Raw genomic sequence first — 17254 nt, 5'->3', positions numbered from 1 at the left:
CCTTGTCAGACCGTCACTGCCTTGTGCACCATCTTCCAATAGATCTCCTCGACCTCGTCCAGTGACAGGCGACCACCCGAACGGTACCAGGTCATCACGCCGTTCAGCATTGCAATCACGGCAAGCGTCGCAATCTTCGTGTCCGAAATTGCGAAATGTCCGGCCTGCTGCCCTGTATCAAGGATGCTTTCGAGTACGTTTTCGTACTGGCGCCGCAAGTCTTCAATTTCAGCAAAGTTTTCGGGCGAAAGGTTCCGCAACTCCATATAGGCGATGAAAACTTCGTCCGGTCGTTGCAGATGGAAGCGGATGTGAAAGCCGATGAACTGGCGCAAAGCGTCTTCGGCATCGTCGCAACTGTCCAATGCATCAAGCGCCGCCAACAAGTCTTGCATGTGTTCGCGCATCAACCGGTGCAAAAGGCTCTGTTTGTCGGGCGTGTAATTATAAAGCGCGCCTGCCTGCACGCCGACCTCTTTTGCAATCTGCCGCATCGAGACAGCGGCATACCCGTAACGGGCAAACAGGTGCAGCGCGGCCTTGCGGATACGCGGGCCGGTTATATCGGAATGTGAGCCTTGAGTGCGTGCCATGGATCCACAGTATATGAACAGATGTTCATATAGAACCCCGCTTGAACGATGTCGTCAAAACGTGCATCACGGTGAGGCAACAAAGACCGAAAAGCCTGCGACATGAAACTGCTGCCCGTTTTGCCACTTATTCTGTTTTGCGCCGCCTGTGCGGACATTCCCGAGCTGGAAGGCAGCGAACCGGCTGCAGTCAGATCCGCCCCCTACCCGCGCCTTGTTCCGTTGCAGGAAACCTTAGGGCCACCGGTGGATCCGATCCATCAGGCGGCAGCCGTCGAAGACGAACTGACACAACGCGGCAATACCTTGGCCCAAAAGGCACAGGCGTTGCAAAACGCGCAAACCAACTGACGCGTCATAAATCAACTCCACTATCCCCGGTGACGGATTGCACCCTTGGCCTGAACCCGCTAAGGCAGCGCTGATTGGACAAGCATCCGATACCAGAAAAATTCGAGCGGAAAAGGACCCATGACATGACACAGGCACTGCGGCTGGGAATTGCGGGCTTGGGAACGGTCGGCGTGGGTGTCGTCAAGATCGTCCGCCGCCATGCAGAGCTGTTGCAGACCCGTACAGGCCGTTCGATTGAAATCGTGGCAGTATCCGCGCGCGACCCGAACAAAGACCGTGGCGTGAACCTGTCGGATTATGCCTGGGAAACTGATCCGGTTGCATTGGCAAAACGCGACGACATAGACGTTTATGTCGAATTGATGGGTGGGGAGAACGGCCCTGCCAAAGCCTCGGTCGAAGCAGCATTGGCCAGCGGCAAGGATGTGGTCACGGCCAACAAGGCGTTGCTGGCCATCCACGGGCAGGAACTGGCCGAAAAGGCCGAGGCCGCCGGTCGAGTGATCCGGTTTGAGGCCGCTGTCGCTGGTGGTATCCCTGTGATCAAGTCCCTGACCGAAGGTTTGGCGGGCAACGAGATCACCCGCGTGATGGGTGTTATGAACGGGACGTGCAACTACATCCTGACCCGGATGCAGTCGCAGCGTCAGGGCTACAACGCGCTTTTCGATGAATGCGCCGAATTGGGATACCTTGAGGCCGACCCCAATCTGGATGTCGGAGGTATCGACGCTGCGCACAAGCTGGCTCTGCTATCCTCGATTGCGTTTGGGACCAAGCCAAATTTCGACGGGATCGAGATTGAGGGTATCCAGCAGATCAGCCTGGACGACATCGATCAGGCCGAAGACATGGGCTTTCGCATCAAATTGCTGGGCGTGGCGCAGCGCACCGCGCGCGGGCTGGAGCAACGCATGCAGCCTTGCCTGGTACCCAGCGACTCGCCACTGGGCCAGCTGGAAGGCGGCACCAATATGGTCGTGATCGAAGGCGACGCGGTTGAGCAGGTTGTTCTGCGCGGCCCCGGCGCGGGTGAAGGCCCGACAGCCAGCGCTGTGATGGGCGATGTCTGCGATCTGGCGCGCGGATTGCAAATCCCGACCTTTGGCCGCCCGGCGACCACGCTTGAAACCGCAGTTCCCGCCGTCACCGGCCGACCTGCGCCGTATTATCTGCGGCTGGGCCTGCTGGATAAACCTGGTGCATTGGCCAAGGTTGCGGCCATTCTGGGCAATGCCGGGGTGTCAATTGACCGGATGCGCCAATACGCTCATGCCGAAAGCACAGCCCCTGTGCTGATCGTCACCCATAAAACCACCCGAACGGCGCTGGACGTCGCGTTGGAGGGTTTCCGCGAAACCGATGTGGTGGCAGGCGACCCCGTTGCATTGCGGATTGAAGCGGTTTGACCTTGCGGCCTGCATGAAACGCAAGCTATGCCGGAAGACACGGCTATACTGACCAGAGGATACAGAAACATGAGTGCTGCCAAGACCGATTTCAATGACCGCCTGCTGTCTCTGGGGCTGGCCAGGGTGGCGGAACAGGCTGCGCTGGCCTCGGCTTCGCTGGTGGGTCGGGGCGATGAGAAAGCCGCGGATCAGGCCGCTGTGAATGCGATGCGCGAACAGCTGAACCTGCTGGATATCGCAGGTGTCGTTGTCATCGGTGAAGGCGAGCGTGACGAGGCGCCGATGCTGTACATCGGCGAAGAGGTTGGCACCGGCAATGGCCCCGGTGTGGATATTGCTCTGGATCCGCTGGAAGGCACCACGCTAACTGCCAAGGACATGCCAAACGCACTGACCGTCATCGCCATGGGCCCGCGCGGCTCGATGCTGCACGCGCCGGATGTGTATATGGACAAACTGGCGGTTGGCCCGGGGCTGCCGGAAGGTGTCGTCAATCTGGACATGTCGCCACGCGAGCGTGTCGAAGCACTGGCCACGGCCAAGGGATGTAAAGCCGCCGACATCACCGTCTGCATTCTGGAACGTCCGCGCCACGAAGCGATGATTGCCGAAGTGCGCGAAACCGGTGCTGCGATCCGTCTGATCACTGATGGTGACGTGGCGGGTGTCATGCATTGCGCTGAAAGCGAAGTAACCGGCATCGACATGTATATGGGCCAGGGTGGCGCGCCCGAGGGTGTGCTGGCCGCCGCTGCGCTGAAATGTATGGGCGGGCAGATCTTTGGCCGCCTGTTGTTCCGTAACGATGACGAGCGTGGCCGGGCCGCAAAGGCAGGCATCACCGATCTGGACCGAGTTTATGCACGTGATGAGATGGTGACGGCAGATGTGATCTTTGCCGCCACCGGCGTGACCGGTGGCTCGTTGTTGCCGCGGATCAAGCGCGAGCCCGGCTGGGTGGAAACCACGACGCTGCTGATGCGGTCCAAGACCGGGTCGGTGCGCCGCATGTCCTACCGCACGCCGACATGGCCGCATGACAATACATAACGGCTTGCGCCGTTGCCTTCGGCGAGAGTATTTCTGAAAAGGTGAAGAGGCCGGGTCCGCAAGGGTCCGGCCTTGGCGCATAAGAGGCGAGCAATGAGTTTTCTTGGAGTCGAGCAATCACTGACGGGACGGCTTTGGGTTGGACCCAGCCCCGAGATTGAGCGGGCGGCCGAGATGATGGCGCAGCAAACCGACCTGCCCCGTGCCGTTTGTCAGGTTCTGGCCCGGCGCGGCGTGCCGGTATCTGAGGCACCCGGCTTTCTTGACCCAAAACTGAAGGAATTGCTGCCTGATCCGCGGGCCATCAAGGATATGGAAATTGCCGCCGCGCGCTTTCTGGATGCCGTCCGCAATCGTCAGAAAATTGCGGTGTTTGCGGATTACGATGTCGATGGCGGCAGTTCTGCCGCGTTGCTGCTGGTCTGGCTGCGGCAGATGGGCGTGCAGGCGACGCTTTATGTACCGGACCGGATCGACGAAGGGTACGGCCCCAACGTTCCCGCGATGCAGAAGCTTGCGGCTACGCATGACCTGATCATCTGCGTTGATTGCGGCACGCTCAGCCATGATCCGATTGCGGCGGCTAGGTGTGCGGATGTGATCGTTCTCGACCACCACCTGGGGGGCGAGACGCTGCCCGATTGTATCGCAGTGGTGAACCCAAACCGACAGGATGAAAGCGGCGATCTTGGTTATCTTTGCGCGGCGGGCGTGGTGTTTCTGATGCTGGTTGAGGCCGGTCGGCAGCTGCGTGACGCAGGCGCAAGGGGACCGGACCTGATGGCCCTTCTGGATCTGGTGGCCCTGGCGACCGTTGCCGATGTGGCACCACTGATCGAGGCCAACCGCGCCCTCGTGCGACAGGGGCTGAAAGTGATGGCACAGCGGCAGCGCCCCGGCCTTGTCGCGCTCTCTGATATCTCGCGCATGGATACCGCGCCGAACAGTTATCACCTGGGGTTTCTGCTTGGGCCCCGCGTGAATGCCGGTGGGCGGATCGGTCAGGCCGATTTGGGCGCGCGCTTGCTGAGCACCGATTCCCTGCATGAGGCGCAGGCGTTGTCCGAACGTCTGGATGCCTTGAACACTGAGCGCCGCGACATTGAAAACGCGGTGCGTGCCGCCGCGCTGAAGCAAGCCGAGGCGCGTGGCTTGGACGCCCCTTTGGTCTGGGCGGCAGGCGAAGGCTGGCACCCCGGTGTCGTTGGTATCGTGGCCTCTCGGCTGAAGGAGACGGCCAATCGACCCGCAATTGTGATCGGCTTTGACGGGGATGAAGGCAAGGGTTCGGGCCGCTCGGTTTCCGGCGTCGATCTTGGGGCTTCGATCCAGCGTCTGGCGGCCGAAGGGTTGCTGGTCAAAGGAGGCGGCCACAAGATGGCCGCGGGTTTGACCGTCATGCGCGATCAGCTGGAACCCGCAATGGAGCGCCTGAGCGAGCTGCTGGCCAGACAAGGGGCGGTCCAGGGTGGACCTGCGGATTTGAAACTGGATGGCGCATTGATGCCCGGTGCAGCAACCGTGGATCTGATCGAGCTGATCGAACAGGCCGGACCGTTTGGTGCCGGAGCCCCTGCCCCGCGCTATGCGTTGCCTGACCTGCAGGTTCGCTTTGCAAAACGGGTCGGTGAATCGCATCTGAAACTGTCGCTGACCGATGGAATGGGCGGCGCGCTGGATGCGATTGCCTTTGGTGCTTTTGATGGGCCGATGGGCGAAAAACTGTCAAACCACGGCGGTGCGCGCTTTCATTTTGCGGGTCGGTTAGAGGTCAACACCTGGGGCGGGCGCCAATCTGTGCAGCTCAGGCTGGAGGACGCAGCAGAAGCCCGTTAACACGCGGCTTTGGTGCGCTAAAAAACTTTCCCATCCCTGCGTTTTTACGCTTGCGGGGGTCACGGTGAAACCGTAAAAGGCCCTCCACAAGCCAGCGTGGCCCGTTCGTCTATCGGTTAGGACGCCAGGTTTTCAACCTGGAAAGAGGGGTTCGATTCCCCTACGGGCTGCCATTTGCGCTTGTGACCTGATACCAAGTGGCCCGTTCGTCTATCGGTTAGGACGCCAGGTTTTCAACCTGGAAAGAGGGGTTCGATTCCCCTACGGGCTGCCACTTTTCCTTAGCTTCTTCCATCCCAAAGCCGTACGACCATCCGGGCTGCACCTGAAAACAGCTACCTAGCTGTCATCAGCGATCTGAATTTCGATGCCCCAACGGTCAAGGAATCTGGCCACCCCACCCTTTGGCACAGCGTCCGTAACCAGCGAATGTACCAGTCGAGGATCCGGCCCCACATACGGTGCCCTTTCACCAAACTTGGAATGCGCTGCGGCCATAACAACCTGGTCCGCGCACCTGACCACCACCGATGCAAGATCCGCTTCGACCGCGCTGTGGTACAGAAACCCTTTGCGGTCTGAAATCGCGTCCGTGCTCAGGATCACGATGTCAAAGGCATAGCGTTGCAGCTGCTTGTGGGTGACATGACCAAACGTCCCCCTTTCATCGATCTGCAACTCGCCACCCAAAAGGTGCACCCGGTTTCCGTTGACCCCGGCCAATGTCTGCACGACACCGATGGAGTTGCTGACAACCGTGAGGTTGCTGACCTGGCGCAACTCTTCGGCGACGAAGGCGGTCGTCGATCCTACATCCAGGAAAACGGTCATCTGATCCCGGACCAGTTTCGCAGTATGCCCGGCGATTAAACGCTTTTCATCCGCGTCTTGCGAGATCCTGTGAAAGAAGTTGGGGGCACCCTGCGCTCCGGCAAGATAAGCACCGCCGTGAACGCGCTCGACTGTGCCTGCCTTTGACAAGGCTTTGATCGTTCGCCGCACCGTCTCTTCGGACACGCCGAGCATATTCGCCAGATCCGAATTCCGAGCCGTTCCTCCCAGACGTCTGAGGGCATCAAGCAACTCCAGCTCGCGATGGGTGTTGACGGTATTCTTCTTCACGACCTGGCTCCGGAAATTTTCCATATATGGACACGGATTACCGTGTACGGCAAGGCCGTGCTACATCCGCATTGCCACATCCGGATTTTTGACGGAACCGTTTGGTAGCAAGTAAGTACTGAGTTTCAACACCAATCATCTGGGATGCTGGTTCGCCTAAGTTCTCACTCAGTGCCTGTGCCTCACGCAACGCGAGTGCAATTCAACGTGCCTGGTGTCATCTCTCGCTCGCAATGGGTCTCAGTGGATTTCCCTATTTTCCACGCGGGGAAATTAATAAATTTCGATAACGAAATTAGATATTTACAATCATCTCCAGTGATGGAAACAAATTCAATTCACGCGGCTTCGGAATGCCTGAACGTCAATTACTAAAAATTTAGTTTGACACGTACGCAAAAAATTGCTGATGCTGTTCTGCATCCGGTTCCCGCCGGAGAACCATAATTTTGGGAGGAGACAGATGCGGAGACATCTACTTTCCGCAGTGGCGGCGGCTGCCGTCATTGCGGGGCACGGGTCCGCTTGGGCCGACGAAGCCGCAGCACAACGTTGGATCGACGACGAATTCCAGCCATCGACCTTGTCGAAAGACGAACAAATGGCCGAGATGCAATGGTTTATCCAAGCTGCACAGCCCTACGCTGGCATGGAAATCAACGTCCTGTCCGAAGGCATTCCGACGCATTCTTACGAGTCGGAGGTTCTGACAAAGGCGTTTGAAGAAATCACCGGCATCAAGGTCAATCACCAGATCCTTGGCGAAGGCGAAGTGGTCCAGGCTGTTCAGACCCAGATGCAGACAGGTCGGAACCTGTATGACGGCTATGTCAACGACAGTGACCTGATTGGTACCCACTCGCGTCTGCAACTGGCATATCCGCTGACCGACATGATGGGCGGTGACTGGGCGGCGACAACCTCGCCGACAATCGATCTGGATGACTTCATGGGCATTCAGTTCACCACCGGGCCGGACGACAAGCTGTATCAGTTGCCCGACCAGCAGTTTGCGAACCTCTACTGGTTCCGCAAGGACTGGTTCGATGACGAAGCCAACAAGGCCGCTTTCAAAGAGAAATACGGCTATGATCTGGGCGTTCCGGTCAACTGGTCGGCCTATGAAGACATCGCCGAGTTCTTCACCAATGACGTGAAAGAAGTCGACGGCGTGGCGATCTACGGCCACATGGATTACGGCAAGCGCGCGCCCGACCTTGGTTGGCGCATGACCGACGCCTGGCTTTCGATGGCCGGTGCCGGTGACAAGGGCGAGCCGAACGGTATTCCGGTTGACGAATGGGGCATCCGCATGGAAGCGGGCACCTGTAACCCAGTCGGCGCCTCAGTGTCGCGCGGCGGTGCTGCAAATGGTCCGGCTGCGGTCTATGCGATCCGCAAATGGGACGAATGGCTGCGGGCCTATGCGCCTCCGGGTGCGGCGTCTTACGACTTCTACCAGTCGCTGCCGGCACTTAGCCAAGGCAACGTGGCCCAGCAGATTTTCTGGTACACCGCCTTTACCGCCGACATGGTGAAGCCGAAGTCCGAAGGCAACAACACCGTGGATGACGAAGGAACGCCGCTGTGGCGGATGGCGCCCAGCCCGCACGGCCCCTACTGGGAAGAAGGCCAGAAGGTTGGCTATCAGGACGTGGGTTCCTGGACGTTCCTGAAATCGACCCCCTCGGATCGTGCGCAGGCAGCCTGGCTCTATGCTCAGTTCGTGACCTCGAAGACTGTCGATGTGAAGAAGTCCCATGTGGGTCTGACCTTCATCCGCGACAGCTCGGTCAACCACGAGTCGTTCACCGAACGCGCGCCCAAGCTGGGTGGTCTGGTCGAGTTCTACCGCTCGCCTGACCGCGTGGCATGGTCGCCGACCGGCATCAACGTGCCGGACTATCCGAAGCTGGCCCAGATCTGGTGGCAGCAGATCGGTGACGTGAACTCGGGTGCCTTTACACCGCAAGAGGCGATGGATCGTCTGGCCGAAGAGATGGACATCACCATGGCACGTATGCAGGCCGCGGATGAAAGCGCCGGTGTCTACGGCGGCTGCGGTCCACGCCTGAACGAGCCGCAGGACCCATCTTTCTGGCTGGAAAAAGCGGGTTCGCCCAAGGCCAAGCTGGAGAACGAAAAGCCGCAGGGCCAGACCGTCAACTATGACGAACTGGTTAAGCGCTGGCAGTCCCAGTAAAAGCAACATCGTAGGCCGGGCTTAAGCCCGGCCTACCCCTGAATGCCCCGCGAGTTTCCCAGATGATTGAACTTCAAGACGCGACCAAACGGGTCGGCAACGTCATCCATATCAAGCCAACCAACCTGACGCTGCAAACCGGCCATTTCAACGTGCTATTGGGCGCGACAGGTTCCGGAAAAACGTCACTGATCAAAATGATGGCCGGGTTGGACCCGATCGCCTCAGGCAAGGTCCTGATGGACGGGCAGGACGTGACACGGTTGAACACGCAAAAGCGGCAGATCAGCCTGGTGCACCAGTTCTTCGTGAACTACCCGCATATGACTGTATTCGACAATATCGCCTCGCCCCTGCGCGTGGCTGGCATGGCTAAATCGGAGATCGATGGCCGCGTGGAAGAGGCCGCCGATCTGCTGCAACTGCGCCCCATGCTGCACCGCCGCCCACACGAGCTGTCGGGCGGGCAACAACAACGAACCGCGCTGGCGCGTGCCATCGCAAAAGAAAGCCGCGCCGTCTTCCTTGATGAGCCGCTGGCGAACCTTGATTATAAACTGCGCGAAGAGTTGCGCGAACAACTGCCCGATCTGTTCGCTGGTCGCGGGGCCGTCGTTGTCTACGCCACCTCGGAACCTGAAGAGGCATTGCTGCTGGGAGGCTACACCGCGCTGATGGAAGACGGCCGCGTGACCCAGTTCGGCCCAACCACCGAAATCTATCGCAATCCGGAAAACATCGCCGCGGCGCGTGTATTCTCGGACCCGCCTATCAATGTGGCCCGTATCACTGTATCCAGCGCCCGGGCGCAATTGGCAGGCAATGTCGGCTGGGCAGCCTCGGGCATGGCCGACGGGGAATATATGATCGCCGTTCGCCCTCATCGCGTGACGCCATTCCGTACGTCTGACGCCGATGTCGAACTGACCGGACGTGTGATCGTGACCGAACTGTCAGGTTCGGATTCCAGCGCGCATTTCCAGCATGGTGACGAAGCCTGGGTTTCACTCGCCGCTGGCGTGCATCCTTATCAGGTCGGCGAAGATCACAGTTTCTACATGAACCCGGCGCATTGCCGGTACTTCAGCCAAGACGGCAAAAGGGTGGCCTGACATGGCACAGATCAAGCTTTCAAACCTTCGACACAGCTATATGCCATCGCCAAAAGGCCCCGAGGACTATGCCCTGAAGGAAATCGACGTGACATGGCGCGATGGCGGGGCCTATGCGCTGTTGGGCCCGTCAGGTTGTGGCAAGTCCACGCTGCTGAACATCATATCCGGTCTTCTCACCCCCTCGGAAGGCCGGATTCTGTTCGATGATCAGGACGTCACCGCCCTGCCCCCGGACCAACGCAACATCGCGCAGGTCTTCCAGTTTCCGGTGATCTACGACACGATGACCGTGGGCGAGAATCTGGCCTTCCCGTTGAAGAACCGGGGTGTAGACGCCGAAACCATCAAGCGCCGTGTTCTGGAAATCGCCGAGATGCTGGACGTCACGGATATGCTGGACACCCGCGCATCAGGCCTGAGCCCGGACAACAAGCAGAAGATCTCGATGGGTCGCGGCCTTGTTCGCGACGACGTGAATGCAGTGATGTTCGATGAACCACTGACAGTGATCGACCCGCACCTGAAGTGGAAACTGCGGTCCAAGCTGAAAGAGCTGCATCAGCGCGTGCAGGCCACCATGATCTACGTGACACATGACCAGACCGAGGCGTTGACCTTCGCCGACGAGGTGGTGGTAATGCAAGACGGCGAAGTGGTTCAGATCGGAACACCTGTCGAACTGTTTGAACGGCCCCAGCACACATTTGTCGGCCATTTCATCGGCTCGCCGGGTATGAATGTCCTTCCATGTGAAGCCAAAGGCGACCGCGCCGTTTTTGAAGGGCACGAGGTCAAGCTGGAAGGTCCCACACATGGTAACGGCGGACGCACCGATCTGGGTATCCGCCCGGAATATGTAGGTTTCGGCGACACTGGCATTCCGGCGCATGTGACCAAGGTCGCCGATATCGGCCGTCATTACGTGGTCAGCGCCGTGGTCGGCAACACCGCCCTCAAGGTCGTGACCGAACACGGTGTACCGGAACCGGGATCACAGGTCTTTTTGCAATTCAAACCCGAACAATCCCGCGTCTACCGCGACGGCTGGATTGCAACTCAGGAGCGGGCGCAATGAGAACGGAAAACCAAAAGGCATGGTTCTTTGTCCTGCCCGTTCTTGCGCTGGTGGCGTTCAACGCGCTGGTGCCCATGATGACGGTGGTCAACTACTCGGTGCAGGAAACCTTCGGCAACAACCAGTTCTTCTGGGAAGGTTTGGGCTGGTTCGAACAGATCCTGCGATCCGACCGTTTTCAGGCAGCACTTGGACGGCAATTCCTGTTTACCTTCCTGATCCTGCTGATCGAGGTGCCCTTGGGCATCATCGTCGCCCTGTCGATGCCACGCAAAGGGTTCTGGGTGCCGGTCTGTCTGGTGCTGATGGCCTTGCCGATGCTGATCCCTTGGAATGTGGTTGGCTCGATGTGGAACATCTTCACCCTGCCCAAGATCGGATTGCTGGGATATTTTCTGAATGACGTGCTGGGTATCAACTATGACATGACGCAACAGCCGCTGTCGGCCTGGATAACCGTTATCGTCATGGACGTCTGGCACTGGACCTCGCTGGTCGTGCTGCTGTGCTATGCGGGCCTCGTATCGATCCCGGACGCCTATTATCAGGCCGCCAAGATCGACGGCGCCAGCCCATGGTCGGTGTTTCGTTACATCCAGTTGCCCAAGATGAAGACGGTTCTGACCATCGCGGTTTTGCTGCGGTTTATGGACAGCTTCAACATCTATACCGAGCCCTTTGTTCTGACCGGGGGTGGTCCCGGCAACTCGACCACCCTGCTGTCGATTGACCTTGTGAAAATCGCGCTGGGACAGTTCGACCTTGGCCCGGCGGCAGCGATGAGCCTGATCTACTTCGCCATCACTCTGCTGGTGTCGTGGCTCTTCTACACTCTGATGACAAAGGACGACGCAGAATGAAAAAGCGGTCCATCATCCCGATCCTCTATATCGCGTTCCTGATGCTGCCGATCTATTGGCTGGTGGCGATGTCCTTCAAGACAACGAACGAGATCCTGTCGGGCTTTTCCCTGTTTCCCCAGACTTTTACGCTGGAAAACTATATCACCATCTTCACTGACCCGACATGGTACTGGGGTTACATCAACTCGATTACCTATGTGACTCTGAACACAGTACTTTCCGTCTGCGTTGCCTTGCCTGCGGCTTATGCGTTCTCACGCTATCGGTTCCTCGGCGACAAGCAGCTGTTCTTCTGGCTGTTGACCAACCGCATGGCCCCAGCGGCGGTGTTCGCCCTGCCGTTCTTCCAGCTTTATTCGTCGATCCACCTTTTCGACACCTATCTGGCCGTAGCTTTGGCCCATACGCTGTTCAACGTGCCACTGGCGGTGTGGATTCTGGAAGGCTTCATGCGTGGCATCCCAAAGGAGTTGGATGAAACCGCCTATGTGGATGGATATTCGTTCCCGCGCTTCTTCGTGACAATCTTCCTGCCCAACATCAAGGCAGGTGTCGGTGTCGCGGCGTTCTTCTGCTTTATGTTCTCATGGGTGGAAATGCTGCTGGCCAAGACCCTGACCGCGGTCGAGGCCAAACCCATCGCTGCCGTGATGACCCGTACAGCATCCAGTGCCGGGTACGAATTGGGGCTGCTGGCCGCCGCGGGCACCCTGACCATCATCCCCGGTGCCATCGTCATCTGGTTTGTTCGCAACTACATCGCGCGTGGCTTCGCGATGGGACGTGTGTGAGGTTCAACATGCGAAAACTGCTTCTCACCCTCCCCTTCCTGCCCTCAACAGCCTTTGCCCAGGCCAAGGCCGGATGGGGCAATGTCGGACAGGAGGCCGAAAAAGGGTTCTCGTGGACGGATCCCCTGTGGCCCGATTTCTGGATGGCATGGACACCTGCCACGCTGGCCGTGTTTGTCGGTATCTTCTCGGCCATTGCATGCATTGGCTTGCTGGAAGGCTTCAAATTCCGCGACGGGATCGAGCGACGCGGAGTTCTGGGGCTGACGACCACGCTGGGGGATCGCCTGTTCATCACCCTTCTGGGGTCCGCATATATATTCCTGGCGTGGCTTGGATTGATTGGGCAACCCGTCTGGACACCACTATTCCTGTCCATTGGCTGGGGCGTTTTTGTGTTCTGGAAAGTTTAGACTTTGAGAAATCGCGAAAGGATGCTTGTCTGTCAGGCATAATAACGATGACGACACCGAGACCGATGCGAAAGAAAAAGACAACAAATCTGCTGACCGAGGTCGAACTGGAGTTCATGAACGAGCTCTGGGCGCTCGGGCAAGGCTCGGTGCGTGATGTCCTGGACCGCCTGCCGTCAGAACGCAACCTGGCCTACACATCCGGGGCGACGATCCTGCGCATTCTGGATGAGAAGGGTTTTGTGGAAAGTCACAAATCTGGAAAAACCCTGATCTACACACCTCTTCTGGAAAAGGACAGGTATCAGGCCCGTTCGCTTCAAAATCTGTCGCGCACGCTTTTCGACGACACCCCCGCCACACTGGTGGCGCGGCTGGTCGACGACGCGGGGCTGAGCGAAACCGACCTGGAGGAAATTCGAGCACTGGTAGAGAGGAGACTGCAAAATGACAGCGGTTAGACCGGTTCTCGACGCATTCATCGAACTCAACATCGTGCTGGCCTTTTCGGCGGTCATCTGGCTGATGACTCGCACAGCCCTAAGCCGCACCGCCCTGCGCAACGGCTATGTCGCACAGTTGCGGGCGCTTAAGACCCTGTGCATCTGTGTCCTTGCCAGTCCGTTTCTGGCGGTTGGCGTTTCGTCGCTGGCGACTTACGCATGGCCGGGCAGTGCCGTGGCCCTTGGCGATATCGCTGTTGCAGCCTATCTGCGCGGCGACATCGCAATGCCTGCCACGCAGTTCGAAGCATTGCTGAACACCCGCGAAAGATGGGTTGATCTGGCATTGTCCGGGCAGCAGCCCGTGATCACCCTTGTTGCCGCCATACTTGCCTGTATCGCAGCCGTGTACGCCGCGCGTGCCTTGCGGGACGCATTGACGATCCGTCAGACTGTCAATTCCAGTTTTCTTTGGCGGCGGTCCGCCAAGGTGGATATTCTACTGTCCGATCGCATCACTGTGCCCTTTGCCGTGCGAGGACTTCGCCGCCGCCACGTCGTTCTGCCGAGCCATCTGCTGGACACCCCGCGCGAGTTGCGTTTTGCACTCGCTCACGAGTTTCAGCATATCCGTACTGGTGACGTTGAATGGGAACTGGGCTTTGAACTGCTGCGGCCACTATTGTTCTGGAACCCGGCCTACCTGATGCTCAAGTATCAGTTCGGTCGGCTGCGCGAGTTGGCCTGTGACCAGTCGGTTGTTGCGCGCAAACGGATTGACGCACGGGAATACACGGCATGCCTGCTGAACTATTGCGCCCGGACAATATCAACCAACAGCCCACGCGTTCTGAATGTTGCCTTTGTGACTGGCGGCAAGGCAAAGCGCGTGTTGCGGCAACGTGTAATCGCACTGACCGATGTTCAGCCATCGGTCCCTGCCCTACCGGCATTATTCCTGGGAATGACACTGGTCTTTGGTGCGCTTTTGGCTCTGGGATCGGCCTCAATCCAGCAGACGAGGGATTGGAGCCATGACCGCCTGATGCTGTCGACGGTGGTCAACCTGGAACGGCTGGAGGCGCGCAATCAGGGGAACTGACCTGATCGCTTACCAACCGCGACGCCCGAACAGCGAGTGAAGTCGCCCCTGATCGGTAAAAGGCTCGGGCGTTGGCACGCGTTCCAGCCGCGCAACGACGCGCGCGACAAGAACCCATCCTATGACAGCAAAGATGACGCCCCCAAAAGCCTGCCCCAACAGAACGCCCGACGCCCCGGCGAGTTGTGAGCCAATCTTGGCAAACACCCATGTGCCAATGGTGTGACGGCCCCAGTTTATCCACGTGGAATAGACCGGACGGCCTAGATTGTTGAAACTGGCATTTGTCACAAAAATCACACCGTTGAAGAAAGAAGCCAATGCCAGCGGACCGCAGAACAGGTAAATCAGTACGCGGGTTTCCCCCTGCGCTGCGAACAAATTCGCAATTGGGGACCGCAGCAAAAACAGAATGGCCGACATGCAAAGAACGTAAATTGCGGTGAACTTAATCCCGGCCAGAAACGCAGCGCGCACGCGATCAAATTTTTCTGCCCCGAAATTCTGCCCGATGATTGGTCCTATTGCCCCCGACAGCGCAAAGATGACCGAAAACGCCACTGGCAAGAGACGTCCAATCACCGCCATGCCTGCAACCGCATCCGTTCCGAACTGCGCAATTTCCCGAACAACGATGGCATTCCCGATCGGTGTGGCGACGTTCGTCAGAACGGCAGGGATTGCGATGGCCCGCACGGGCCGAAAATCCTGTGCCACCTGTTTCAGCGATGGTCGTGCAAATCCCTGATGCACCCGCAGCGCGGGCCACAATGCTGCGCCCAACATGCATAGCCGCGCCAGAACCGAGGCTATCGCGGCCCCATCCAACCCCAGCCCGACGGCAAATATCAAAACCGGGTCAAGAACTGCATTCACAACGCCGCCGTAAATCGTTGCCATCATTGATCGGCGCGCATCGCCGTGGGCGCGCAGCACAGCCATCGCCGCCATCGCAATCGACATCACCCACATGGTCGGCAGAATGATAGAAACATAGCGCGTCGCCAGCCTCAAAACCTCGCCTTCTGCGCCAAGCAGCGACAGCAGAAAGCTGACGTTCAGCAGCACCAGAACAGAGGTAACCAACCCGACGATCAGCCCCAAAACGGCGACACTGGATGCGTATTGCCTTGCCTGTTCGGCCCGCCCGCCACCCAACTCACGCGCGACCAGCGCCCCGGCAGAAATCGACAGACCTATGTTGATCGCGTTGGTGAAGAACAGCAGCGTTCCGGCATAACCTACCGCTGCCGCCAGCGCGTCGTTGCCCAGCATCGAGATAAAGACCATATCGACAAAATCGACAGCAAAGATCGCCATCAATCCGATGCTGGTGGTCAGCGACATGCGTGTCACATGCAGCATCAAACTGCCGCTTAGAAAGATTGCCTTACCTGCCGATTTTTCTACCAATACTCTGGTCGTCCCATCTGCGCGACCCGGACGGGGCCCATGATGCCGCTGCGTTCGACAAGGGAAAGCCCCGGGCAACGCCTAAGTAAACTCACGCGTTTCCGGGGCTTTGTACATCGATTATTTTGAGTTCTGGCTGAACCGACCGGAATTACACAAAGCGGTTCACGTAATTCTCTAGCACTTCCTGACGCCCTGAACGAGGCTGAGGATTGAGGTCTTCGGCAAGCACCCGCGCCGCGATCTCGTCGAGGCCGGAACTCAGCATCGCCTGAGCCTTGGGCGTTTTCCAGCCTGCATACCGGTCGGCCAACGCCTGCTCCAACCCACCATCTTCAAACATCGCAGCCGCCGATTTCAGGCCCCGGGCACAGATATCCATCCCGCCCACATGCGCAGCGATCAGGTCTTCGGCGTCGATGGATTGCCTGCGAAGCTTGGCGTCGAAATTGGTACCACCCGTGGTAAACCCGCCCGCTTTCAGAATGTGGTAATAAGCCAACGCAACCTCGGGCGTGTTGTTGGGGAACTGATCCGTATCCCACCCGGACTGGTAATCGTTTCGGTTCATGTCGATGGAGCCCAGCATCCCTTCGGCCGCGGCAACAGCGATCTCATGTTCAAAACTGTGTCCTGCCAGGATTGCGTGCCCTTGTTCCAGGTTCAGCTTGACCTCATCCTCAAGGCCGTACTTGCGCAGGAAACCGATACAAGTCGCCGCATCAAAATCATATTGATGCTTGGACGGCTCCTGCGGTTTGGGTTCGACAAGGATCGTACCTTTGAAGCCGATCTTGTGCTTGTACTCGACCACCTTGTTCAGGAAACGGCCCATATGATCCAGTTCGGCCTTCATGTCGGTATTGAGCAGCGTCTCGTAGCCCTCGCGCCCGCCCCAAAGCACATAGTTCTCGCCGCCCAGTTTGTGGGTCGCGTCCAAACAGGATTTCACCGTGGCGGCGGCAAATGCAAAGACATCTGGGTCGGGGTTGGTGCTGGCACCCCCCATCCAGCGACGGTGGCTGAACATATTGGCCGTACCCCACAGCAACTTGGTGCCGGACACTTGCATCTTTTCACCGATATAGTCGGTGATCTCGTTCAATGTGCGCAGGTTTTCTGCAAAACTGCCCTGTTCGGGGCGGATATCCGCGTCATGCCAGCAGAAATATGGTTGGCCAAGGATCTCGAACATCTCAAAGGCGACATCGGCCTTCATTTTGGCGCGGCCCATGTCGTCTTGCGGATGCCATGGGCGCTCAAAAGTCGAGCCACCAAACGGATCCCCTCCTTCCCAGGCAAACGAGTGCCACCACGCCACGGCAAAACGCAGGTGATCCTCCATACGCTTACCCATCACGATCTCGTCCGGGTTGTAGTGACGGAATGCGAGCGGATTCTTACTGTTCTCGCCCTCGAACTGGACCTGCTCGATCCCCTGAAAGAAACCGCTCGTCATCTCGTTTACC

General features: G+C 58.4%; 16 protein-coding genes and 2 tRNA genes. 14 read left to right on the top strand and 4 right to left on the bottom strand.

What is annotated here, in order from left to right:
- Window positions 1–5: 5 nt before the first annotated feature.
- On the bottom strand, window positions 6–593 hold the full coding sequence (locus tag I9182_RS00360; protein ID WP_209504326.1) for a TetR/AcrR family transcriptional regulator: 588 nt from the start codon (window positions 591–593) through the stop codon (window positions 6–8).
- Window positions 594–695: 102 nt separating this feature from the next.
- Between I9182_RS00360 and I9182_RS00355 the strand changes: the two genes are divergently transcribed.
- From I9182_RS00355 to I9182_RS00330, 6 genes are all read left to right on the top strand, one after another.
- Complete coding sequence (locus I9182_RS00355) at window positions 696–944, top strand: hypothetical protein (protein WP_209595804.1); 249 nt, start codon at window positions 696–698, stop codon at window positions 942–944.
- Window positions 945–1069: 125 nt separating this feature from the next.
- Window positions 1070–2356, top strand: coding sequence for a homoserine dehydrogenase (locus I9182_RS00350; protein WP_209504328.1), 1287 nt, complete (start codon window positions 1070–1072; stop codon window positions 2354–2356).
- A gap of 69 nt (window positions 2357–2425) precedes the next feature.
- Window positions 2426–3409, top strand: coding sequence for a class II fructose-bisphosphatase (gene glpX / locus I9182_RS00345; protein ID WP_209504329.1), 984 nt, complete (start codon window positions 2426–2428; stop codon window positions 3407–3409).
- A 93-nt stretch (window positions 3410–3502) separates the two neighbouring features.
- Window positions 3503–5245: a single-stranded-DNA-specific exonuclease RecJ gene (recJ, locus tag I9182_RS00340; RefSeq protein ID WP_209595802.1), complete on the top strand. Its 1743-nt coding sequence runs from the start codon at window positions 3503–3505 to the stop codon at window positions 5243–5245.
- Window positions 5246–5343: 98 nt separating this feature from the next.
- Window positions 5344–5418: transfer RNA gene (locus I9182_RS00335), tRNA-Glu, on the top strand.
- A gap of 26 nt (window positions 5419–5444) precedes the next feature.
- Window positions 5445–5519 (top strand) — tRNA-Glu (locus I9182_RS00330).
- 65 nt (window positions 5520–5584) lie between these two features.
- Here the strand turns inward: I9182_RS00330 and I9182_RS00325 are convergent.
- The gene (locus tag I9182_RS00325) at window positions 5585–6367 is read right to left on the bottom strand and encodes a DeoR/GlpR family DNA-binding transcription regulator (protein WP_348540364.1); all 783 of its coding nucleotides are present in this window, start codon (window positions 6365–6367) and stop codon (window positions 5585–5587) included.
- 463 nt (window positions 6368–6830) lie between these two features.
- Between I9182_RS00325 and I9182_RS00320 the strand changes: the two genes are divergently transcribed.
- The 8 genes from I9182_RS00320 (at window position 6831) to I9182_RS00285 (ending at window position 14372) form a co-directional block, all read left to right on the top strand.
- Window positions 6831–8570, top strand: a complete 1740-nt coding sequence (locus tag I9182_RS00320) for an ABC transporter substrate-binding protein (RefSeq protein ID WP_209595798.1) — start codon at window positions 6831–6833, stop codon at window positions 8568–8570.
- A gap of 62 nt (window positions 8571–8632) precedes the next feature.
- Complete coding sequence (locus I9182_RS00315; protein ID WP_209595796.1) at window positions 8633–9682, top strand: ABC transporter ATP-binding protein; 1050 nt, start codon at window positions 8633–8635, stop codon at window positions 9680–9682.
- A 1-nt stretch (window position 9683) separates the two neighbouring features.
- Window positions 9684–10760 carry an ABC transporter ATP-binding protein gene (locus I9182_RS00310; RefSeq protein ID WP_209595795.1) on the top strand — a complete coding sequence of 359 codons (1077 nt, stop codon included), beginning with the start codon at window positions 9684–9686 and terminating at the stop codon, window positions 10758–10760.
- The gene (locus I9182_RS00305; RefSeq protein ID WP_209595792.1) at window positions 10757–11620 is read left to right on the top strand and encodes a sugar ABC transporter permease; all 864 of its coding nucleotides are present in this window, start codon (window positions 10757–10759) and stop codon (window positions 11618–11620) included. The genes I9182_RS00310 and I9182_RS00305 overlap by 4 nt, the downstream gene beginning before the upstream one ends.
- Window positions 11617–12414 (top strand): carbohydrate ABC transporter permease, encoded by a 798-nt coding sequence (locus I9182_RS00300; protein WP_155139158.1) that lies wholly within the window; start codon window positions 11617–11619, stop codon window positions 12412–12414. Before I9182_RS00305 ends, I9182_RS00300 begins: the two co-directional genes overlap by 4 nt.
- A gap of 8 nt (window positions 12415–12422) precedes the next feature.
- Window positions 12423–12827, top strand: coding sequence for a DUF2160 domain-containing protein (locus I9182_RS00295; RefSeq protein ID WP_209595790.1), 405 nt, complete (start codon window positions 12423–12425; stop codon window positions 12825–12827).
- Window positions 12828–12892: 65 nt separating this feature from the next.
- On the top strand, window positions 12893–13288 hold the full coding sequence (locus I9182_RS00290; protein WP_209595788.1) for a BlaI/MecI/CopY family transcriptional regulator: 396 nt from the start codon (window positions 12893–12895) through the stop codon (window positions 13286–13288).
- Window positions 13275–14372, top strand: coding sequence for a M56 family metallopeptidase (locus I9182_RS00285; protein ID WP_209595786.1), 1098 nt, complete (start codon window positions 13275–13277; stop codon window positions 14370–14372). The genes I9182_RS00290 and I9182_RS00285 overlap by 14 nt, the downstream gene beginning before the upstream one ends.
- 9 nt (window positions 14373–14381) lie before the next feature.
- Here the strand turns inward: I9182_RS00285 and I9182_RS00280 are convergent, their stop codons facing one another.
- Both I9182_RS00280 and xylA read right to left on the bottom strand, forming a co-directional pair.
- Window positions 14382–15737, bottom strand: a complete 1356-nt coding sequence (locus tag I9182_RS00280) for an MATE family efflux transporter (protein WP_209595784.1) — start codon at window positions 15735–15737, stop codon at window positions 14382–14384.
- A gap of 199 nt (window positions 15738–15936) precedes the next feature.
- Window positions 15937–17244, bottom strand: a complete 1308-nt coding sequence (gene xylA, locus I9182_RS00275; RefSeq protein WP_209595782.1) for a xylose isomerase — start codon at window positions 17242–17244, stop codon at window positions 15937–15939.
- Window positions 17245–17254: the final 10 nt, after the last annotated feature.

The sequence above is a fragment of the Ruegeria sp. HKCCSP351 genome (assembly GCF_017872535.1).
In the GTDB taxonomy this organism is placed as follows: Bacteria; Pseudomonadota; Alphaproteobacteria; order Rhodobacterales; family Rhodobacteraceae; genus Ruegeria.
This window is presented reverse-complemented; position numbering and strand designations above follow the sequence as displayed.

What these genes read in the sequence shown, in the direction of transcription:
- I9182_RS00360 (WP_209504326.1), bottom strand. Translation starts at nt 593, where the DNA reads ATGGCACGCACTCAAGGCTCACATTCCGATATAACCGGCCCGCGTATC.
- I9182_RS00350 (WP_209504328.1), top strand. Translation starts at nt 1,070, where the DNA reads ATGACACAGGCACTGCGGCTGGGAATTGCGGGCTTGGGAACGGTCGGC.
- I9182_RS00290 (WP_209595788.1), top strand. Translation starts at nt 12,893, where the DNA reads ATGCGAAAGAAAAAGACAACAAATCTGCTGACCGAGGTCGAACTGGAG.
- I9182_RS00320 (WP_209595798.1), top strand. Translation starts at nt 6,831, where the DNA reads ATGCGGAGACATCTACTTTCCGCAGTGGCGGCGGCTGCCGTCATTGCG.
- I9182_RS00315 (WP_209595796.1), top strand. Translation starts at nt 8,633, where the DNA reads ATGATTGAACTTCAAGACGCGACCAAACGGGTCGGCAACGTCATCCAT.
- glpX (WP_209504329.1), top strand. Translation starts at nt 2,426, where the DNA reads ATGAGTGCTGCCAAGACCGATTTCAATGACCGCCTGCTGTCTCTGGGG.
- recJ (WP_209595802.1), top strand. Translation starts at nt 3,503, where the DNA reads ATGAGTTTTCTTGGAGTCGAGCAATCACTGACGGGACGGCTTTGGGTT.
- I9182_RS00280 (WP_209595784.1), bottom strand. Translation starts at nt 15,737, where the DNA reads ATGCTGCATGTGACACGCATGTCGCTGACCACCAGCATCGGATTGATG.
- I9182_RS00310 (WP_209595795.1), top strand. Translation starts at nt 9,684, where the DNA reads ATGGCACAGATCAAGCTTTCAAACCTTCGACACAGCTATATGCCATCG.
- I9182_RS00305 (WP_209595792.1), top strand. Translation starts at nt 10,757, where the DNA reads ATGAGAACGGAAAACCAAAAGGCATGGTTCTTTGTCCTGCCCGTTCTT.
- I9182_RS00300 (WP_155139158.1), top strand. Translation starts at nt 11,617, where the DNA reads ATGAAAAAGCGGTCCATCATCCCGATCCTCTATATCGCGTTCCTGATG.
- I9182_RS00295 (WP_209595790.1), top strand. Translation starts at nt 12,423, where the DNA reads ATGCGAAAACTGCTTCTCACCCTCCCCTTCCTGCCCTCAACAGCCTTT.
- I9182_RS00355 (WP_209595804.1), top strand. Translation starts at nt 696, where the DNA reads ATGAAACTGCTGCCCGTTTTGCCACTTATTCTGTTTTGCGCCGCCTGT.
- I9182_RS00285 (WP_209595786.1), top strand. Translation starts at nt 13,275, where the DNA reads ATGACAGCGGTTAGACCGGTTCTCGACGCATTCATCGAACTCAACATC.
- xylA (WP_209595782.1), bottom strand. Translation starts at nt 17,244, where the DNA reads ATGACGAGCGGTTTCTTTCAGGGGATCGAGCAGGTCCAGTTCGAGGGC.